13 protein-coding genes are annotated in these 16,798 nt (G+C 71.3%); 7 read left to right on the top strand and 6 right to left on the bottom strand.

Features of this window, described 5'->3' with window-relative positions; translation table 11 throughout:
- Positions 1 to 4: 4 nt before the first annotated feature.
- Complete coding sequence (locus AERO9AM_RS15430) at positions 5 to 1,651, top strand: extracellular solute-binding protein (protein ID WP_159576945.1); 1,647 nt, start codon at positions 5 to 7, stop codon at positions 1,649 to 1,651.
- 94 nt (positions 1,652 to 1,745) lie between these two features.
- On the opposite strand, the gene AERO9AM_RS15425 is transcribed toward AERO9AM_RS15430, so the two are convergent.
- The 4 genes from AERO9AM_RS15425 to AERO9AM_RS15410 are packed head-to-tail and all read right to left on the bottom strand — an operon-like array spanning position 1,746 to position 7,428.
- The gene (locus AERO9AM_RS15425; RefSeq protein ID WP_159576944.1) at positions 1,746 to 2,834 is read right to left on the bottom strand and encodes a mandelate racemase/muconate lactonizing enzyme family protein; all 1,089 of its coding nucleotides are present in this window, start codon (positions 2,832 to 2,834) and stop codon (positions 1,746 to 1,748) included.
- Between the two features lie 25 nt (positions 2,835 to 2,859).
- Entirely contained in the window at positions 2,860 to 4,026 is a 1,167-nt protein-coding gene (locus AERO9AM_RS15420; protein WP_159576943.1) for an ROK family transcriptional regulator, read from the bottom strand.
- A 29-nt stretch (positions 4,027 to 4,055) separates the two neighbouring features.
- Positions 4,056 to 4,997: an acetylxylan esterase gene (locus tag AERO9AM_RS15415; protein WP_159576942.1), complete on the bottom strand. Its 942-nt coding sequence runs from the start codon at positions 4,995 to 4,997 to the stop codon at positions 4,056 to 4,058.
- Positions 4,987 to 7,428, bottom strand: a complete 2,442-nt coding sequence (locus tag AERO9AM_RS15410; RefSeq protein ID WP_159576941.1) for a glycosyl hydrolase family 95 catalytic domain-containing protein — start codon at positions 7,426 to 7,428, stop codon at positions 4,987 to 4,989. Before AERO9AM_RS15410 ends, AERO9AM_RS15415 begins: the two co-directional genes overlap by 11 nt.
- Before the next feature lie 128 nt (positions 7,429 to 7,556).
- On the opposite strand from AERO9AM_RS15410, the gene AERO9AM_RS15405 reads away from it, so the two are divergent.
- Both AERO9AM_RS15405 and AERO9AM_RS15400 read left to right on the top strand, forming a co-directional pair.
- Positions 7,557 to 9,740: an alpha-galactosidase gene (locus AERO9AM_RS15405; RefSeq protein ID WP_159576940.1), complete on the top strand. Its 2,184-nt coding sequence runs from the start codon at positions 7,557 to 7,559 to the stop codon at positions 9,738 to 9,740.
- A gap of 78 nt (positions 9,741 to 9,818) precedes the next feature.
- Entirely contained in the window at positions 9,819 to 12,275 is a 2,457-nt protein-coding gene (locus AERO9AM_RS15400) for a X2-like carbohydrate binding domain-containing protein (protein WP_159576939.1), read from the top strand.
- A gap of 68 nt (positions 12,276 to 12,343) precedes the next feature.
- Here AERO9AM_RS15400 and AERO9AM_RS15395 read toward each other — a convergent pair whose 3' ends face one another.
- Positions 12,344 to 12,994, bottom strand: coding sequence for a hypothetical protein (locus AERO9AM_RS15395; protein WP_159576938.1), 651 nt, complete (start codon positions 12,992 to 12,994; stop codon positions 12,344 to 12,346).
- Between the two features lie 79 nt (positions 12,995 to 13,073).
- On the opposite strand from AERO9AM_RS15395, the gene AERO9AM_RS15390 reads away from it, so the two are divergent.
- Positions 13,074 to 13,601, top strand: a complete 528-nt coding sequence (locus AERO9AM_RS15390; RefSeq protein ID WP_159576937.1) for a hypothetical protein — start codon at positions 13,074 to 13,076, stop codon at positions 13,599 to 13,601.
- A 61-nt stretch (positions 13,602 to 13,662) separates the two neighbouring features.
- Here AERO9AM_RS15390 and AERO9AM_RS15385 read toward each other — a convergent pair whose 3' ends face one another.
- Positions 13,663 to 14,610 (bottom strand): NAD-dependent epimerase/dehydratase family protein, encoded by a 948-nt coding sequence (locus tag AERO9AM_RS15385; protein WP_159576936.1) that lies wholly within the window; start codon positions 14,608 to 14,610, stop codon positions 13,663 to 13,665.
- Between the two features lie 80 nt (positions 14,611 to 14,690).
- Here AERO9AM_RS15385 and AERO9AM_RS15380 point away from each other — a divergent pair, with 80 nt between their 5' ends.
- From AERO9AM_RS15380 to AERO9AM_RS15370, 3 genes are read left to right on the top strand one after another with little or no spacing between them, the layout of a single operon-like run.
- The gene (locus AERO9AM_RS15380) at positions 14,691 to 15,308 is read left to right on the top strand and encodes a TetR/AcrR family transcriptional regulator (RefSeq protein ID WP_159576935.1); all 618 of its coding nucleotides are present in this window, start codon (positions 14,691 to 14,693) and stop codon (positions 15,306 to 15,308) included.
- A gap of 2 nt (positions 15,309 to 15,310) precedes the next feature.
- Entirely contained in the window at positions 15,311 to 16,006 is a 696-nt protein-coding gene (locus tag AERO9AM_RS15375) for a type 1 glutamine amidotransferase domain-containing protein (protein WP_159576934.1), read from the top strand.
- Between the two features lie 49 nt (positions 16,007 to 16,055).
- Entirely contained in the window at positions 16,056 to 16,766 is a 711-nt protein-coding gene (locus AERO9AM_RS15370) for an NADPH-dependent F420 reductase (protein WP_159576933.1), read from the top strand.
- The last annotated feature ends 32 nt before the right edge of the window (positions 16,767 to 16,798 follow it).

Genomic DNA, 16,798 nt, shown 5'->3' with positions numbered 1-16,798 from the left:
GGCCATGAAACACAGCATCATCCGCGGCGCCGCCGCGCTCGCCGCCGTCGCAGCGGTGAGCCTCTCGATCGCGGCCTGCTCGCCGTCGAGCAGCGGCGGCGGCAGCGTCGGCAACGGCAAGTTCGTCGCCTTCGGTCCGCAGGGCGACAACGGGTCGCTCAACGACAACGCCTTCACCAAGGAGATGGCGAAGAAGTTCGATCTGAAGTTCGACTGGCAGACGACGACCTACGACGGCAGCGTCGCCGGCGAGAAGCGCCAGGTCTCCCTCGCGAGCGGCGACTACCCGGACGCGTACTTCCTCGTGCCATGGGTGGACGCGTTCTCCCGCGGCGAGATCATCAAGTACGGTCAGCAGGGTGTGCTGCTGCCGCTCGAGGACCTCATCGACAAGTACGCGCCGCATCTGAAGAAGCGGTTCGAGGAGAAGCCGGACTGGAAGCAGTCGGTCGTGGCCCCCGACGGGCACATCTACGCGATCACGCAATGGAGCGAGTGCACGCACTGCAGCGCGCCGTCCAAACTGTGGATGAACTCCGCCTGGCTGAAGAAGCTGGGGCTGAAGCAGCCCACGACGACCGACGAGCTGGTGACGGTGCTCCGGGCCTTCAAGAACGACGACCCCAACGGCAACGGCAAGCAGGACGAGATCCCGCTCAGCGGATCCGTGTCCGAGCCGATCATCAACTACTTCATGAACGCGTTCACCTACGCGCCCTACAGCAGCCCCAACACCCCCGCACCGATGGTCATGGACCACGGCAAGGTGAAGCTGGCGGCGACGACCGACAAGTGGCGCGAGGGGCTCGCGTTCATGGCGTCGCTGGCGAAGGAAGGGCTGCTGGACAAGGCGGCGTTCACCCAGAACGGCGACGCGCTCAAGGCGATCGGCGACAACGCCGGTGCCGAGATCCTCGGTTCCGCCGTCACCCTGCATCCCTACGTGTTCGTGACCGCAGACTCGCCCGACGGCCGCGACAAGAACTACGACGCCGTCGCGCCGCTCACGGGGCCCGATGGCACCCAGCTCGCGACCTACCGTTCGCCGGTCAGCCCGCTGGGGATGTTCGCCCTCACGAACAAGTCGACCGAGGACGAGAGGATCAAGGCGATCAAGATGCTCGACTACATCGTGACCGACGAGGGCACCAAGCGCGCCGCGATGGGCATCGAAGGGAAGGCGTGGGTCCCCGCCGCGGCGGGCGACGTCGCGCTCGACCCGAAGATGAAGCCGACCTTCAAGCCGCTGCCGTACGACGAGACGTCGAACTCGGCGTGGCGCTCGCTCGGGCAGTACTGGGACTCCCTCGAGTTCCGCAACGCGCAGGTCGTCCCGGAGGACGTCTACACCCCCGCGGGCTACGAGCGCCGGCTCTGGAACGCGACCGCGGAGTACTCGCCGCACTTCCCCTCGAAGGACGTGCTTTTCCCGTCGGAGAAGCTCTGGCCCGACCTCTCCACGGCCTCCCAGCTCGCCGACCTGCAGACCAACATCGCGACGTACGTCACGCAGGCCGAGGCCGAGTTCATCTCGGGCCAGCGCGACATCAATGACGATGCGGCGTGGGCGGCGTACAAGAAGGACATCGACGGGCTCGGCCTCTCCGACTACCTGAAGATGGAGCAGAAGGCCTACGACGCGATCAAGTGATCGCCGCGGGCGGCTGCCGGAAGGGCCGGGTGGAGACTCTCCACCCGGCCCCTCCGGTCTTCTCGTCGATCGTGGGCGGCGCTTTCCGCGCTGTTCAGAGCACGCGCAGGTCGTCCAGGGCGTCGTCGTCCCACGAGATCCCGATGCCCGGCGTCTCGGGGGCTGTGGCCCGGCCGTCGACCACCGCGATGTCGGCGGTGGTCACGGCGCGCAGCTGCGGGATGTACTCCACGATGCGGCCGTTCGGCACCGCCGCAACGAGGCTGAGGTGCAGCTCCATGAGGAAATGCGGACAGACGGGTACATTGAACGCCTCGGCGAGGTGGGCGATCTTGAGCCAGGGGGTGATCCCGCCCACCCGCGCGACGTCCGGCTGCACGATCGTCGCCGCGTCCCGGGCCAGATACTCCTTGAACTGGGCAACCGAGTACAGCGACTCGCCGACCGCGACCGGAATCGACGTCGACGCGACGAGCCGAGCGTGCGCCGACACGTCGTCGGCGGGAAGCGGCTCTTCGAACCACGCGATGCCGGCCGGTTCGAGGGCGCGCGCGAGGGCGCGGGCGTCGGCCAAGGTCTGGCCCTGATTCGCGTCCACCATGAGTCGGTAGCCGGGGCCCACGGCCTCGCGGACGGCGGTGAGACGCTCGACGTCCCGCGCCGGGTCGGGGGACCCGACCTTGAGCTTCGAGCCCCGCCATCCGTCGTCGCGCGCGGCGACCGTGTTCGCCACGAGGGTGTCGGTGTCGATGTGCAGCCAGCCGCCCTCGGTGTCGTACAGCGGGACGTCAGGATTCGCGCCGCCCGCCGCGCGCCACAGCGGTTCCCCGTCGGCCCGGCAGCGGGCATCCCACACCGCGGTGTCGAGGGCGGCGAGCGCCAAGGAGGTGATCGCGCCCGTCGTCGTCGCGCGCGTCTGCGAGAACGCGTGTCGCCACACCGCCTCGGGCCGGCGCACGTCCTGGCCGATGACGGCGGGGAGCAGGTGATCGCGCAGCATCGACAGCACGGCGCGGCCGCCGGTGCCGATCGTGTAGGAGTAGCCGCGTCCCGAGGCGCCGTCATCGGTGTCGAGGTCGACGACGACCGTCTCCTGCTTCAGGAAGGACTGCACGGCATCGGTGCGGAGGGTCTCGACGGGGATGTCGATCAACGCGGCACGCGCGGCGACGATACGGGTCACGAGGGGCTCCTGGGCGTGCGGGCGTTCAGCGGACCAGGGACTGGATCGCGGCGGCGGCGGCGCCGCGCGCCCAGTCCTGGAAGGTGTGCGGGCGGGTGACGATGCGGCAGCGTGCGGCGGCGCCGAACGCATGGGCCTGGAACGCGTCGCGCATCACCGCGTCGTAGGGAGCGAAATCCGCGGCGCCCTCGCCGCCGAGGATGACGAGCTCGGGCCCGGTGAGGTTGACCAGAGTGGCGATGGCGGTGCCCACCAGCGTCGCGGCTTCGCGGAACGCGCCGTCGGCCACCGGATCCCCGGCCCGCGCCAGCCGGACGGCCTCGGCGATGTCGATCTCCCGCCCCAGCGCCGTCGACAGCGCCGCCTCGAGTGCGGGCGTGGAGGCGACGGCTTCCACGCAACCGCGCCGGCCGCACGGGCAGATGCGCGTCGGGTCCGCGAGGGGAAGGTGCCCGATCTCGCCCGAGACCCCATAGGCGCCCGTCACCACCTGGCCGTTGAGGTGCAGGCCGCTGCCGATTCCGCGCCCGATCGTCACGATCGCGAACGACTCGGTGCCCAGCCCCACGCCGAACCAGTGCTCGCCGACGGTGAGCGCATGCACGTCGTTCTCGAGTGTCACCGTCCGCCCGAGCCGCTCGTGCAGAGCGCCGCCCAGCTCCACGTCGCTCCAGCCCATGATGGCCGATTCGCGCACGACCCCGGTCGCGGTGTCGACATCGCCGGAGACCGACACCCCGATGCCTGCGATCGACGCGGCCTTCTCGCCGAGCGCCTCCTCCAGGGTGCGCACGACCTCGGCGATCGCGGCGACGACCGCCTGCGGATCGTGCGCGGCGAGTGGGCGGTGCTCGCCGTGCAGCACGCGGGTGGCGAGGTCGGTGGCGACGCCGATGATCTCGTCCACGTTGACCTTGATGCCGAGCATCACCATTGCATCGGGCACGATCGAGACCGGTGCCGCCGGACGGCCGGGGTTGCCGTCGCGCTGCGATGCCGGCGGCGCGTCGACGAGGCCCGCGGCGACGAGCGGCGACACGGCCTTGGTGACGGCGGCCTGGGAGAGGCCCGTCTGCCGCGCGATGTCGATGCGGCTGATCGGGCTGTGCGTGAGGATCGTGGCGAACACCCGGGATCCTGCCTCCGACGCGGTGCGGATGAGGGTGGTGCGGGTCGCGGTCTCGTCGTTCATCGGATGCTCTCCATCTGCGGGCGTCGGGTTCACAGGTGCGCCGCGGCGAACTCGATCGCGTTCTCCTCGTCGAGGTCGCCCCCGGCCTCATGCCCGTTGTACGGCCAGAGCACGATCTGCTTGGGACCGGCATACGCCGTGAAGGCGGGGAGCACGGTCTCGGGCGGCGCGATGCCGTCCTGCAGACCGGTGCTGAGCAGCGCCGGCGCGGTCGCGCGACGGGCGAGGTTGACTCCGTCGAAGTAGCGCAGGGTGTCGAGCGCGGCGGGCACCTCGAGGCGGCGATCCGCGAAGTGCTGCGTGAGCAGGGCGTACGGATGCTCGCGGCTGAGCAGCGCGGCGCGGTCGAGCTCGCAGAGGAACGGCGCCTGGATGATCGCCGCGCGCAGGTCGGGCACGAGCCCGGCCATCGCGAGCGCGATCCCGCCGCCCTGGCTCGCACCGACGACGCCCACGCGACCGGCGTCGACGACGTCGAGGGCGCGCATCGCCTCGACCGCCCGCACGGCGTCGGCGTAGACGCCCCGGTAGTAGTACTCCTGGGGCGATCGCAGGCCCCGGGTGAGGAAGCCGCCCGCCGACGGTCCGCCATCGGGCCGGTCATCATCGGTGGTCCCGTGCCCCTGGCCGCGCGCGTCGACGACGAGATGCGCGTAGCCGGCCGCCGCCCAGCGCAGATCGCGCAGCGCGTGCCCGCGGCCGTTGCCGTAGCCGAAGAACTGGACGAGGCCGGGCAGCGCGCCGGGAACGCCGCGCGGGACGCGCAGCCAGGCGTGGATCCGCGTTCCGCCGAAGCCGCGGAACGCGACCTCGAAGACGTCGATCACCGCGAGCCCCGTCGCATGCGGCGTCACGGTCAGATCGAGGGGATGGGCGCGGGTCTCGGCGAGGGTGTCGGCCCAGAACCGGTCGAAGTCGGCGGGCTCGGTCTGCGTCGTGGGGACGTCGACGTCTGCGAGGTCACCGTGCATGGTGTCGCCCTCCTTCGGACTCGGCGATCGGTACTCCGATGCTTCCATGCCCTGGCACCTCCAGGGAGACCTGGTGCCCGTGCCACGTCACGGTGACGCGCTGCGGCGCGCGCAGCGCGTTGTGGACGGTCGATGCGGACAGCACGCCGTCGCGCCAGGAGAGGTCGACGTGGAGTCCGGTGCGCGCCCCGATCCCCTGGACGTCGCCGTCGGGCCACGAGGAGGGGAGTGCGGGGAGCAGCGCCACGACGCCCTCGTGGCTCTGCACGAGGAGTTCGGCGATGGCCGCGGGGAAGCCGAGGTTGCCGTCGATCTGGAACGGCGGGTGCGTGCTGAACAGGTTCGGGAGCAGGCCTCCCCGCTCCGACCCGTCGACAGGACCGTGGCGCGACGCGTCGCCGTCGAAGGGCGTGAGCGCCTCCTCGAGCAGCGCGGACGCCGTCTCGCCGTCGCCGACGCGGGCGTGCAGCGCGATCTTCCACGCCCATGACCAGCCCATCGCCCCGGGGCCGCGCGCGTCGAGGAGCCGGATCCCGGCCTCGAACAGGCGCGGATCACGGTCGCGGGTGAGCACGTCCAGCGGGTGGATGCCGATGAGGGGCGAGAGGTGCCGGTGCAGGGGCTCCGACTCCACCACCTCCGCGGACCACTCGCGCAGTCGTCCGCGGGAGTCGATCCCGGCCCGCGCGAGCGCGGGCAGCGCCGCCTCGATCTCGTTGCGGAGCGGATCCTCGATCCCCAGGATGTCGAGGGCGGTCAGCGTGCGCTCGAACAGCGCCGCGATCAGGAAGAGGTCGCTCGCCGCCGTGAGCCCGAGCGCGGTGTTGCCCCCGTCTGCCGCGACGAAGGAGTTCTCCGGCGAGGTCGACGGCGAGGTGCGCAGAGCGCCGTCGGGACCGGGGACCAGCCAGTCGAGGCAGAACTCGGCGGCGCCGCGCAGGATCGGCCAGATCCGGCGGCGCAGAAGCTCATCGTCGCCCCCGAAGGCGTAGGCGTCCCACAGGTTGTGGGTGAGCCACACTCCGCCCATCATCCAGATCGCCCAGCTCGCCGCTCCGTGCCCGTCCCCGACCGGCAGGGCCCACCCCCACAGGTCCGTGTTGTGATGGGCCACCCACCCGCGCGCGCCGTAGAGCTCGCGCGCGACCTCCCGTCCGTTCCCGGCGACGTGCTCCACCAGGGCGAGGAGCGGCTCGAACGAGTCGTCGAGGCCGAGCAGGGGCGCCGCCCAGTAGTTCATCTGCGTGTTGATGTTGATCGTGTAGTTCGACGACCACGCCGGGGTCGGCTGATCGTTCCAGATGCCCTGCAGGTTCGCCGGCGGGCTGCCCGCGCGCGACGCCGACCGCAGCAGGTACGCGCCGTACTCTGCGATCACGGTGGCGCGCAGCGCCGGATCCGCGCCGCGCAGCACGTCGCGCTCGACGTCCCAGGTCCCTTCACGGCGGCCGCCGATCGCGAACCGCGCCCGAGCCTGCCGCCGACGGTCGGCGACGTGCTCGTCGAAGAGCTCCGACGCGGCGCGGTGTGACGCCGCCTCGGCGCGCTCCCTGGCGCGGCTCCGGATCGCCTCGCGCGAGGCGACCCGCCAATCCCCGTCCGCGTCGGCCCACCATAACCCGGCGCGCGACGATGTGGAGAGGGCGATCAGCAGCCGGCGGACCCCGTGGATGCGCGCGCCGTCCGGCGTCGCCTCCACGAAACCGTCGGTGTCGAGTGCGACGGCCACCGAGGCGAACGCGTCGAACTCGTCGTCGGACGTGGCGTAGCGGTGCGGCACCGCGGAGGCCTCGTGCAGCGGGGCGCCGTCCACCGGAGCGATGACGTCCAACCCGATCCCGTGCGTGTGCACTGCCCCGATCCCGTGCGTGTGCACCGCCCCGATCCCGTGCGTGTGCACTGCGCCGTGCAGCGGGGTGCTGAGCCCGAGAGCGACGGAGAACTCGGCGTCGGCGGTCAGCTCGATGATCAGCGCCGCCGCGGGCGCCGACGCCCAGGATCGACGGCGCACGGAGCCGCCGTCGATCAGCAGGTTCTCCGCCAGGACCGCGTCGTCGAGGTCGAGGATCCGCGCGGGCGATCCTGCGCGCGCGCCAGGGATGTCGATCCGGAGGTCGGCGAGCGGCAGGAACTCCTGCGAGTACGGACCCTCGAACGCCATCAGCAGTTCCTCCGCCTCGCGCACGCGGCCGGCGTCGAGGGCGGCCCGCACGCGGGCGAGGCGCTCGGGACCGGCGCCCCGGGCGCGCACTCCGTCGAGCGCCCGGGCCGGGCCGTCGGGCGTTCCCGACCACACGGTCGCGTCGTTGAGCGCGTAGCGGGCCGCCGGGCCCCCGAAGGCCATCGCGCCGATGCGTCCGTTGCCGAGCGGGACGGCCGACTCCCACCGGTCGGCGGGGGCGTCCCAGGACAGGCGCAGGGTGTCGGGCATCGGGGTCCTCATCGATCGGGGGATCCGTTGGAGTCTCGCGCCGTCGCCGCAGACCTCGGATCTTTGCTTGCACGGCCAGCTTAATCGTGATTAATTACCACTGTCAATAAATGCGAGGGGAACGTCCGATGCCGCACAGCGAAGGTGCCGTCCATGTCCTGCGAGCCGCCGGAACGGCGCTCGTCATCGACTGCTCCGCACCGGTTCCGCAGGTGCTGCACTGGGGCGCCGATCTCGGGCCGCTCGATGAGGACGCGATCCGAGCACTGCGCGAGACCGCGACGCCCGCTGTGCTGAACAACGCGCCCGACGTGCCGCGGTCGTTCACCGTCTGGCCGAGTGAGCGGGACGGCTGGGCGGGGACCCCCGCGCAGACGGGGCACCGCGCGGGCCTCGCCACCACGCCGCGGCCGGAACTCGAATCCGTGCACGCCGAGCCGTCGCCGGACGGCGGTGGACTCATCGCCCTGGGCTTCGGCGACCGCATCGCCGGCACGACTGCGCGCATGGAGCTGCGTCTGGACCCGGCCGGCGTGCTCGCCGTGGATCTGTCGATCCAGAACCCGCCCGACGCGCCGGGCGCATACACGCTCGACGGGCTGCGGGCTCTGCTGCCGCTGCCCGAGCGTGCCGAGGAGCTGCTCGACCTCACGGGCAAGTGGTGCCGCGAGCGCGCACCCCAGCGCCTGCCCTTCGCCTTCGGCACGCACGCGCGCAGGGCTCGACGCGGCAAGCCGGGCCATGACGCGCCCTTCCTCCTCGTCGCGGGGACGCCGGCGTTCGGTTTCCGCCGCGGCGAGGTGTGGGCGACGCACCTGGCGTGGAGCGGCGACGGGGAGTACCTCGCCGAGCGTCTGCCCGAAGGCGCCGGCGGCCTGTCCCGCGTCATCGGCGCCGGCGAGCTGCTGCGCCCGGGTGAGGTGATCCTGCAGCCGGGCGAGCGCTACGACGCGCCGACCGCGCTGTTCGCGTGGTCCGACCGCGGCCTCGACGGCCTCTCGTCGCGTTTCCACCGTCGGCTCCGGGCTCGCCGTGGTCATCCGAGCAGCCCGCGCCCCCTCGTGCTGAACACATGGGAGGCGGTGTACTTCGATCACGACCTCACCCGACTCGTCGAGCTCGCCGACCGCGCTGCCGAGGTCGGTGTCGAGCGGATCGTGCTCGACGACGGCTGGTTCCGGGGGCGCCGCAGCGACAACGCCGGGCTCGGGGACTGGCTCGTCGACGAAGAGGTCTGGCCGCAGGGCCTCGACCCGTTCGTCGAGGCCGTGCGGGCGCGAGGGATGCAGTTCGGGCTGTGGTTCGAGCCCGAGATGATCAACGCGGACTCGGATCTCGCGCGCGAGCACCCGGAGTGGATCCTGGCGCCGCGCGAGGGGGCGGGTGCCACCTCGCGCAACCAGCAGGTGCTGGACCTGGCGGATCCGGCCGCCTACGCCCTGGTCATCGAGCGCATCAGCGCCCTCGTCGATCGGCACCGCATCGACTACCTCAAGTGGGACCACAACCGCGACCTGCTCGAGCCCGTGGGCCGGCGCGAAGGCGGTGACCGCCCGCTCGTGCACGCGCAGACCACGGCCCTCTACCGGATGCTGGACGAGCTGCGCGACCGGCATCCCGGTCTCGAGATCGAGACCTGCTCCGGCGGCGGCGGACGCGTCGACCTCGGCATCCTGGAGCGCACCGACCGGGTGTGGGCCTCGGACTGCAACGACCCGGTCGAGCGCGCGCGCATCGAGCGGTGGACCCGCCTGCTGGTGCCGCCGGAGCTGATCGGCTCCCATCTCGGCGCGGCCCGCTCGCACACGACGTCGCGCCACACCGATCTGTCGTTCCGGCTCGCGGTGGCGCTCACCGCGCACGCCGGCATCGAGGCCGACCTCACCGCCTCCGCGCCGGAGGAGCTCGCCGTGATCGTCGCCTGGTCGAGGCTGTACAAGGAGCTGCGCGCGCTGATCCACAGCGGCGAGGTGGTGAACGCGGATCTCTCCGACGAGGGGGCTCAGCTCACCGGCATCGTCGCCGCGGACGGCGCCCGCGCGCTGTTCACGTGGGCGCGGCTGGCCACCTCCGCGGACGGGCAGACCGGACGCGTGCGCTTCCCGGGGCTCGACGCGGGGGAGCGCTACCGGGTGCGGCTGCGCGACGAGCTCGGCCCGGTGAGCCTGCATCAGGTCGCGGCCCCCGCGTGGATGGCGGGGCTGGCCGACGGCGGCGTGGTGCTCCCCGGCGCCGTGCTGGCCACCGCCGGGGTGCCGCTTCCGACCCTCAACCCGCAGCAGGCCCTGCTCTTCGACGTCGAGCGGATCTGATCCGCCGACGAGATCCACCCTGGGAACCGCGCGACGAGGCGCGGGGTTCACCGCCGAACCCACCGCAGAGAGGAAATCATGACAATCATCGATCGCCGCGCCTTCGGGCGACGCTGGATCGCGGGGCTCGCCGTCGCCGCGGTCGGCGTCCTGGGCCTGGGTGCAGAGGGGGCCGCGGCCAAGGCGGCCTCCTCGACACCCGGGTCGGCGCACACCATGACGGCCGGTGCCCGCACGTCGGACGAGCCCCTGGGCGCGCACCCCTACATGGGGTGGAGCAGCTACAGCATGCAGGTCTACGCGGGCAACGGCTCGAAGTGGATCACCGCGGACCAGATCGTCGCGCAGTCCGACGCCATGCGCCAGAAGCTGCAGTCCGCCGGCTTCGATCACATCAACATCGACGCCGCATGGAACGACGGCAACGACGAGTACGGTCGTCCCACCCCCAGCAAGACGCTCTACCCGAACGGCCTGCAGGCGGTCATCGACCACATCCACGGCAACGACCAGAAGGTCGGGCTCTACGCGATCCCCGGTGTCTCGCACGCCGTCTACGAGGCGGGCCTTCCGATCTACGGCGCGCCGGAGTGCACCACCGCCGACATCGTCAAGCAGCCGCTGCAGAAGGCGGACTACTGGGGCATCGGCTACGCACTCGACTTCTCGCGCCCGTGCGCGCAGAAGTACGTCGACTCCATCGCCGACCTCTTCGGCTCGTGGGGCGTCGACTTCCTGAAGTTCGACAGCGTGACGCCGGGATCCGGCATCGGCGACCTGTCCGTCGACGCGCGGGACGACGTCAAGGCCTGGTCGCAGGCGCTGAAGCGCAACAACATCTGGTTCGAGCTCTCCTGGGCCCTCGACATCCGCTATGCCGACTACTGGACGCAGTACGCCCAGGGGCGGCGGGTCGAATGGGATGTCGAGTGCTACTGCGAGAACGTCGCGCTCACCAAGTGGGACAACATCGCACGGCTGTTCCCGCGTGCGGCCGACTGGTGGCGCTACGCCGGGCCGCACACGGGGTGGAACGACTTCGACTCGCTCAACGTCGGCAACGGCAAGATGGACGGGCTCACCAAGGACGAGCGCCGCACCGCGGCGACGCTGTGGGCCGTGTCCGCCGCACCGTTCTACATCGGCAACGACATGACGAAGCTCGACGACTACGGGATCCAGCTGCTCACGAACGACGAGGTCATCGCGGTGAACCAGGCCGGTCGTGCGGCGCATCCCGTCTCGACCGCCACTCCGCGGCAGGTCTGGTACGCGAACAACCCGGACGGATCCGTCACCGTCGGCGTCTTCAACCTCGGCCAGACGGACGCCGACATCACCGTCTCGCTGGCAGACATCGGCATCACGGGATCGGCGAAGGTGCGCGACCTCTGGGCCAAGAAGAACGCGGGCTCCGCCGAGGGCACATTCGTCGCCGCCGACGTGCCCGTGCACGGCGCCCAGCTCTACACCTTCACGCCGAGCAAGGGGGCGACGGTCGCCCTCAACGACGACGATGCGCAGCTGACCTACACGGGTGCGTGGTCGCGCAACGGCGGGGAAGAGGTCGTCGGGGCGACGCAGAACGTGGTCGCCTCGGTGTTCGACTCCTCGAAGGGCGGGTCCGCGCCGAGCACCGGCCCGTCGAACGTCGTCGCCGTCAACGACTCGGATCCGTCGATCGTCTACACCGGCGCCTGGGGGCAGAGCACGGGCCGAGGCCTCGGCGACTATCAGGACGACGTGCACTACGTGGAGGCCGACGGCAGCTCGTTCCAGTATTCGTTCGTCGGCACCGGCATCGACTGGGTCACCGAGACGCATTCGTCCCAGGGGCAGGCAGAGGTGTACGTCGACGGCGTGCTCGTCACCACGGTCGACACGTATCAGGCCGAGGGGCGGGGTGCGCAGCAGACGGTGTTCAGCAAGCGCGACCTCGCGAACGGGAGCCACACGATCCGGGTCGTGAAGAAGTCCGGGCAGTTCATGCTGCTGGACCGGCTCGACGTGGTGAAGGAGAGCCTCGTCGACGTGGACCACATCGCCTTCGATCGGGCCGCCCCGACCCCGGCGACGCTGCACATCGCGCGCGCATCGTCGGAGCTCCTCGGCGTCTACCGCGGCGACGCGGCGCTGCAGGAGGGGACCGACTACACGATCGAGGGCGATGCGGTGACGCTGTCGTCCGCGTACCTCGCGTCGCTTCCCGACGGCGACACCACGCTGGGCTTCCGGTTCCGCGGCGATCTGCGCGACGACGTGCACTGGACGAAGACGGCCGGTGACTCCGTCTCGTTGACCTTCTCGGGCACGGCCGTCACCGTGACGGGGCCGAAGGCGCCGGATCAGGGCACGGTCGAGGTGTACCTGGACGACAAGCCGGCGGGCACCGTGGACGTGCATGCCGACGCGCGGCTGACGCAGCAGGAGCTGTTCGCGAAGACCGGGCTGAAGAAGGGCCAGCACACGCTCCGGCTCGTGCTCGCGTCCGGTGACGTGCTGCGCGTCGACGGGTTCTCGTTCGTGACCCGGTGATCGCGGGCTCGGCCCGGCGGCGGGGGAGCGCCGCCGGGCCGAGCGCACACGCCGAGGCTTCGGCCCCGTCAGTCCTGCGGGCGGCTCACACCGAGCAGCAGCGCCGGGAGGGTGTGCCGCACGTAGCTCGACTCCGGGAACGACTTCTCGTTGCCGCCGGACAGGATCCACGACTCGAACGACCGTTCGTACGTGAGGATGACGACCCGGACGCCGAGCGCGGGCTGCCACTCGAAGCGGCGCCCCATGCGCGACAGCAGCAGCTCGAACGCCTCCAGCAGGGCGGGAAGGAACGCGCGCTCCGACTCGATCACGTCCTCGCTGCGCGCACCGGTCGACGCGGCGAGCTGGCGTTCGCGGAGCCGGATGGTCAGCGAGCTCCAGTCGAGCGGGCGCGCCTTGGCGAGCGCGGCGGAGATCGCGACCTCCGGCGGCTCGCCGGGGTGGTCATCCGGATCGAACGCCTCCGCCGCCGACCGCACACGCTGGGCGCACTCCTCGAGCAGCTCGTGGTCGACGGCGTGCAAGAGGTCGCGGTCGCTGGGGAAGAGGGTGCGGAAGGCGCCGTCGCCGAGGCCCGCCTCGCGGCGCAGCTCCGCCGTCAGCGCGGGGAGGGATCCGTCCCAGGTCGGCAGCAGGATCCGGGCCATCGTGATCACGCGGGCACGGGTCTGCGCGCGTGAGGCGTTCACGCGCGAGGTGTGCTCGTCGGTTGCCATGGTGTCGTCCTCTCCAGGATCGAGGGTAGCCGGGTGCCGGGGCGGCGACGATCGGCCGACGCTGCGAGAGGATGGTCTGGTGAGCTACGACGCGGCCGAGGCCGTCTTCGAATCCGCCGGGCGACGGATCCGGCTCGAGACGAACGCGCAGTTCGACGCTCTGGTCGGGGCGTTCGAGGCCGCGGTCCCCGCGCTGTCGGACGACGATGCGCTCGCGGAGGTGCGCGCCGGCGACTGGTCGGCGTTCGTGCGCGGGCTGCAGTGGGAGGCGCCGAGCGGGTTCGTCCGGGTCTGGACCTGGCGCCCGGACACGCTCATGGAGCACGCCGGCGGTGGTTCCCGCAGCGTCGTGTGGCTGATCGCGCATCACGGGATCGGCGCGCGGCTGTTCCGGCATGACCCCGCCACGATGCTCTATGCCCCGGTGCGCATCGAGGCGCACACCTCGCGTGCCCCCGGGACGACGCTGAGCTTCGAGGCGCCGGGAGCCCGGCTCGCCGGTTTCGGCGTCAACAAGGTGGCGCAGGCGGGTGCCGAACTCGATCGCGCCCTCGGCGACCTCCTCGAGGAGATCGGACTGCCTCGCCCTGCCGCGCTGCGTCGCTGAGCCGGCCGGAAATGCAGGGTGTCCGCCAGCCCCTGCTCGCCCGCGATGAAACCGGCGAGGCTCAGCGGGTCGAATCGGCGCGAGTCCGCGCCTCGTCCCGGATGATCTCGATTCCGCGCTCGTACGGCGTGACCGCGAAGTCCGGGAAGCGCTCGATGAACTTCGTCGAGTCGAACCTGTTGTCGTGCCGATACCGGGGGAGCAGCTCCTGGATCTCGCGGGCCTCCGGCGAGACGAGTCCGGCGGTGCGCAGCACCCATTCGGGCAGCACCCGGAGCCGGTCAGGGCGCCCGAACGCTCCGTTGGCTGCGCGGGCGAATTGGCGGTAGGTGAGGCGGTTCTCGTCCACGGGCAGGTGCCAGGTCTGCCCGTACGCGTCTGGCGTGCCGCCCAGCGTCGCCAGCGCCCGACTCGCATCCGGCGTCCAGATGAGGGTGCGCAGGCGATCGGCGTGCACGGGCGCGAGTGGCGTCCTTTCACGGGCCAGCCGCTCGAAGATGAAGGCGTTCGTGAAGCTCTTGGTCCGCCCCGGCCCGTAGAACTCCGGTGCACGGGCGATGAGCACCGGGATGCCGCCTGCCGCCATCTCTTCGAGCACCATCGTCGCCATCGCTGCTCGAACCCGGCCCTTGGGTCCCACGGGCGCGAACGGGGTGTCCTCGGTCTGGATCCGGTCGTCCTGTGGATACATGTAGGTGTTGTCGAAGTAGGCGAACCTCGCCCCCGCGGCGCGCGCGGCGTCCAGGGCGTTGCGCAGCATGGTCGGGAACTGGCGCTCCCACTGCTCGGTGTTCGCGGGCAGACCGGCCGTGAAGTAGACGATGTCGCTGCCCGCTACAGCCTCGGCGGTCTGCCGGGCGTCGAGCAGGTCGGCCTTTCGCAGCTCGTCGCCCGCGTTCACCGCATGCGGGTTGCGGCTCACCAGCCGCAGCGGGCCCGACCCGCGGCGATCCAGCTCCCGCGCCAGCTCCACGGCGATCTGACCGTTGGCTCCCAGGATCGTCTGCACGGCTCCTCGACCTCCATCCGTTCCCGCTTCACGGGTCTATGTGTACACTGCTTACATCAGGGTACGGAGGGAAGTAAGCGGTGTCAACATCGACGAGGGCGTATCACCACGGCGACCTGCGCGCTGCGCTGCTGCGGGCTGCGAGCGAGAGCCTCGAAGCGGGAGAGCCGTACTCGATGCGCTCCGTGGCGCGGCGCGCCGGGGTATCGCCTGCGGCGCCGTACCGGCACTTCGCCGACCGGGACGCCCTCGACGCGGCCGTGGCCGTCGAGGGGTTCACCCAGCTCCGCGACGAACTCGCCGCGGCACTCGCGCAGGTGCCTTCGTCGGCATCGGCTGAGGACGCCGTCTCCGCGCTCGGTCTGGCGTACGTCGGATTCGCACTGCGGCGCCCCGCCGTGTTCCGGCTGATGTTCGGCAACCCGTGCGATCCGGCCGATGACGAGCGCGTCCGCGCGGCGGACCAGCTGCACGTGGTCCTGGACCGGGCGATCGCCCGGCTGTTCCCGGAGGTGCCGTCCGCCGGTCTCTCGGTCGCGCTGTGGAGTCTCGCACACGGCCTCGCGTTCCTGCACCTCGACGGCAAGCTGAGCGCGGAGCCTGCGACCGATGTCGGGGACCGCGTGAGCGCGGCGGTCTCTGCGGTCTTCCGGATCGGCAGGGCGATCCCCGAGAAGAACACGGCAGCGAAAGGCTGAACATGACCACCCGGATCCTTCACGTCGTCACCAACGTCGGCCACTACGACGATCCCTCCGAGCACCCGACCGGCCTCTGGCTCTCCGAGCTCGCGCACGCGTGGGAGGTGTTCGCCGAGCACGGCTTCGAGCAGACGCTGGTGAGCCCGAAGGGCGGAGCCGTGCCTCTGGAACCGCGCTCGCTGAGCTTCCCGAACTATGACCGGGTCGCCAAGGCATGGCACTCCGACCCCGCGAAGATGGGGCTGCTGGAGAGCACCGCGAGCCCCGACCAGATCGACTCCGCCGAATACGATGCGATCTACTTCACCGGGGGCCACGCGGTCATGTACGACTTCCCCGACAGCGAGGGCCTGCAGCGGATCACCAGGGAGATCTGGGAGCGCGGTGGCGTCGTCTCCTCCGTCTGCCACGGTTACTGCGGCCTGCTCAACACCCGCCTCTCCGACGGCACGTTGCTCGTCGCCGGCAAGCACCTCACGGGTTTCGCCTGGCAGGAGGAGGTCCTCGCCCGCGTCGACAAGCTCGTCCCCTACAACGCCGAGGAGGAGATGAAGAGCCGCGGCGCCCTTTATCAGAAGGCCCTGCTCCCGTTCGTCTCGTACGCGGTCGTCGACGGGAATCTGGTCACCGGCCAGAACCCCGGATCGGCGAAGGAGACCGCGCAGAAGGTCTCCGCGCGTCTCCGCTCCGCTTGAGCTCGAGGACCGAGGGCCGAGCGAAACGCCGCGCGCATCCCTGACTACGATGGGCGGCGTGGCGGAGTCGGCACCCCGGATCGAGACCTTCGGTATCATCGGCGCAGGCCGGGCCGGAAGCGTGCTCGCCCGGCTGGCGGTGGCCGCCGGCTATCGCGTGCTGATCGCGGGGTCGTCGGATCCGTCGAGGATCGCCCGGACGGCGGCCGCGATCGGGGCGACCGCGGTGGACGTCGCCGAGCTCGTCCGCCGCGCCGACGCGGTGCTGCTGGCGCTGCCCTTGGGCAGGCACACGGAACTGCCGGCGGAACTGCTGCGCGGCCGGCTCGTGATCGATGCCATGAACTACTGGTGGGGTGCGGACGGCCTGCGCGCCGACCTCGATGATCCGCGCACGTCGACCAGCGAGATCGTGCAGCGGTTCCTCGCCGGATCCCGCGTCGTGAAGGCGCTCAACCACATGGGCTACCAGGACCTCGAGGACGATGCGCGTCCCGCGGGCGCCCCCGATCGCAAGGCCATCGCCATCGCCGGAGACGACCCCGCCGACGTGTCGCGGGTGGCCCGGCTCGTCGACGACCTGGGGTTCGATCCCGTGGTCGCCGGAGACCTGGCCGCGGGGATCATGCTGGAACCCGGGGCGGAGGCATTCGGTGCCGACGTCGACGCCGCCGAGCTGCGCGCGATGCTCGAGCGCTTCCCGGCCTCGCAGCGCGGCATCGTCGTCGCGCGGGCGCGGGGCGCCGGCTCACGCCATTGACAGGGCGCGCTCGACGCCGAATACTGCGACAC

Source organism: Microbacterium sp. 8M, assembly GCF_902506375.1.
Lineage (GTDB): Bacteria > Actinomycetota > Actinomycetes > Actinomycetales > Microbacteriaceae > Microbacterium.
The sequence above is the reverse complement of the archived record's forward strand: the minus strand, read 5'-3'. Positions and strand labels throughout refer to the sequence as shown.

What these genes read in the sequence shown, in the direction of transcription:
- AERO9AM_RS15420 (WP_159576943.1), bottom strand. Translation starts at nt 4,026, where the DNA reads ATGAACGACGAGACCGCGACCCGCACCACCCTCATCCGCACCGCGTCG.
- AERO9AM_RS15405 (WP_159576940.1), top strand. Translation starts at nt 7,557, where the DNA reads ATGCCGCACAGCGAAGGTGCCGTCCATGTCCTGCGAGCCGCCGGAACG.
- AERO9AM_RS15430 (WP_159576945.1), top strand. Translation starts at nt 5, where the DNA reads ATGAAACACAGCATCATCCGCGGCGCCGCCGCGCTCGCCGCCGTCGCA.
- AERO9AM_RS15415 (WP_159576942.1), bottom strand. Translation starts at nt 4,997, where the DNA reads ATGCACGGTGACCTCGCAGACGTCGACGTCCCCACGACGCAGACCGAG.
- AERO9AM_RS15410 (WP_159576941.1), bottom strand. Translation starts at nt 7,428, where the DNA reads ATGCCCGACACCCTGCGCCTGTCCTGGGACGCCCCCGCCGACCGGTGG.
- AERO9AM_RS15375 (WP_159576934.1), top strand. Translation starts at nt 15,311, where the DNA reads ATGACCACCCGGATCCTTCACGTCGTCACCAACGTCGGCCACTACGAC.
- AERO9AM_RS15395 (WP_159576938.1), bottom strand. Translation starts at nt 12,994, where the DNA reads ATGGCAACCGACGAGCACACCTCGCGCGTGAACGCCTCACGCGCGCAG.
- AERO9AM_RS15370 (WP_159576933.1), top strand. Translation starts at nt 16,056, where the DNA reads ATGGGCGGCGTGGCGGAGTCGGCACCCCGGATCGAGACCTTCGGTATC.
- AERO9AM_RS15400 (WP_159576939.1), top strand. Translation starts at nt 9,819, where the DNA reads ATGACAATCATCGATCGCCGCGCCTTCGGGCGACGCTGGATCGCGGGG.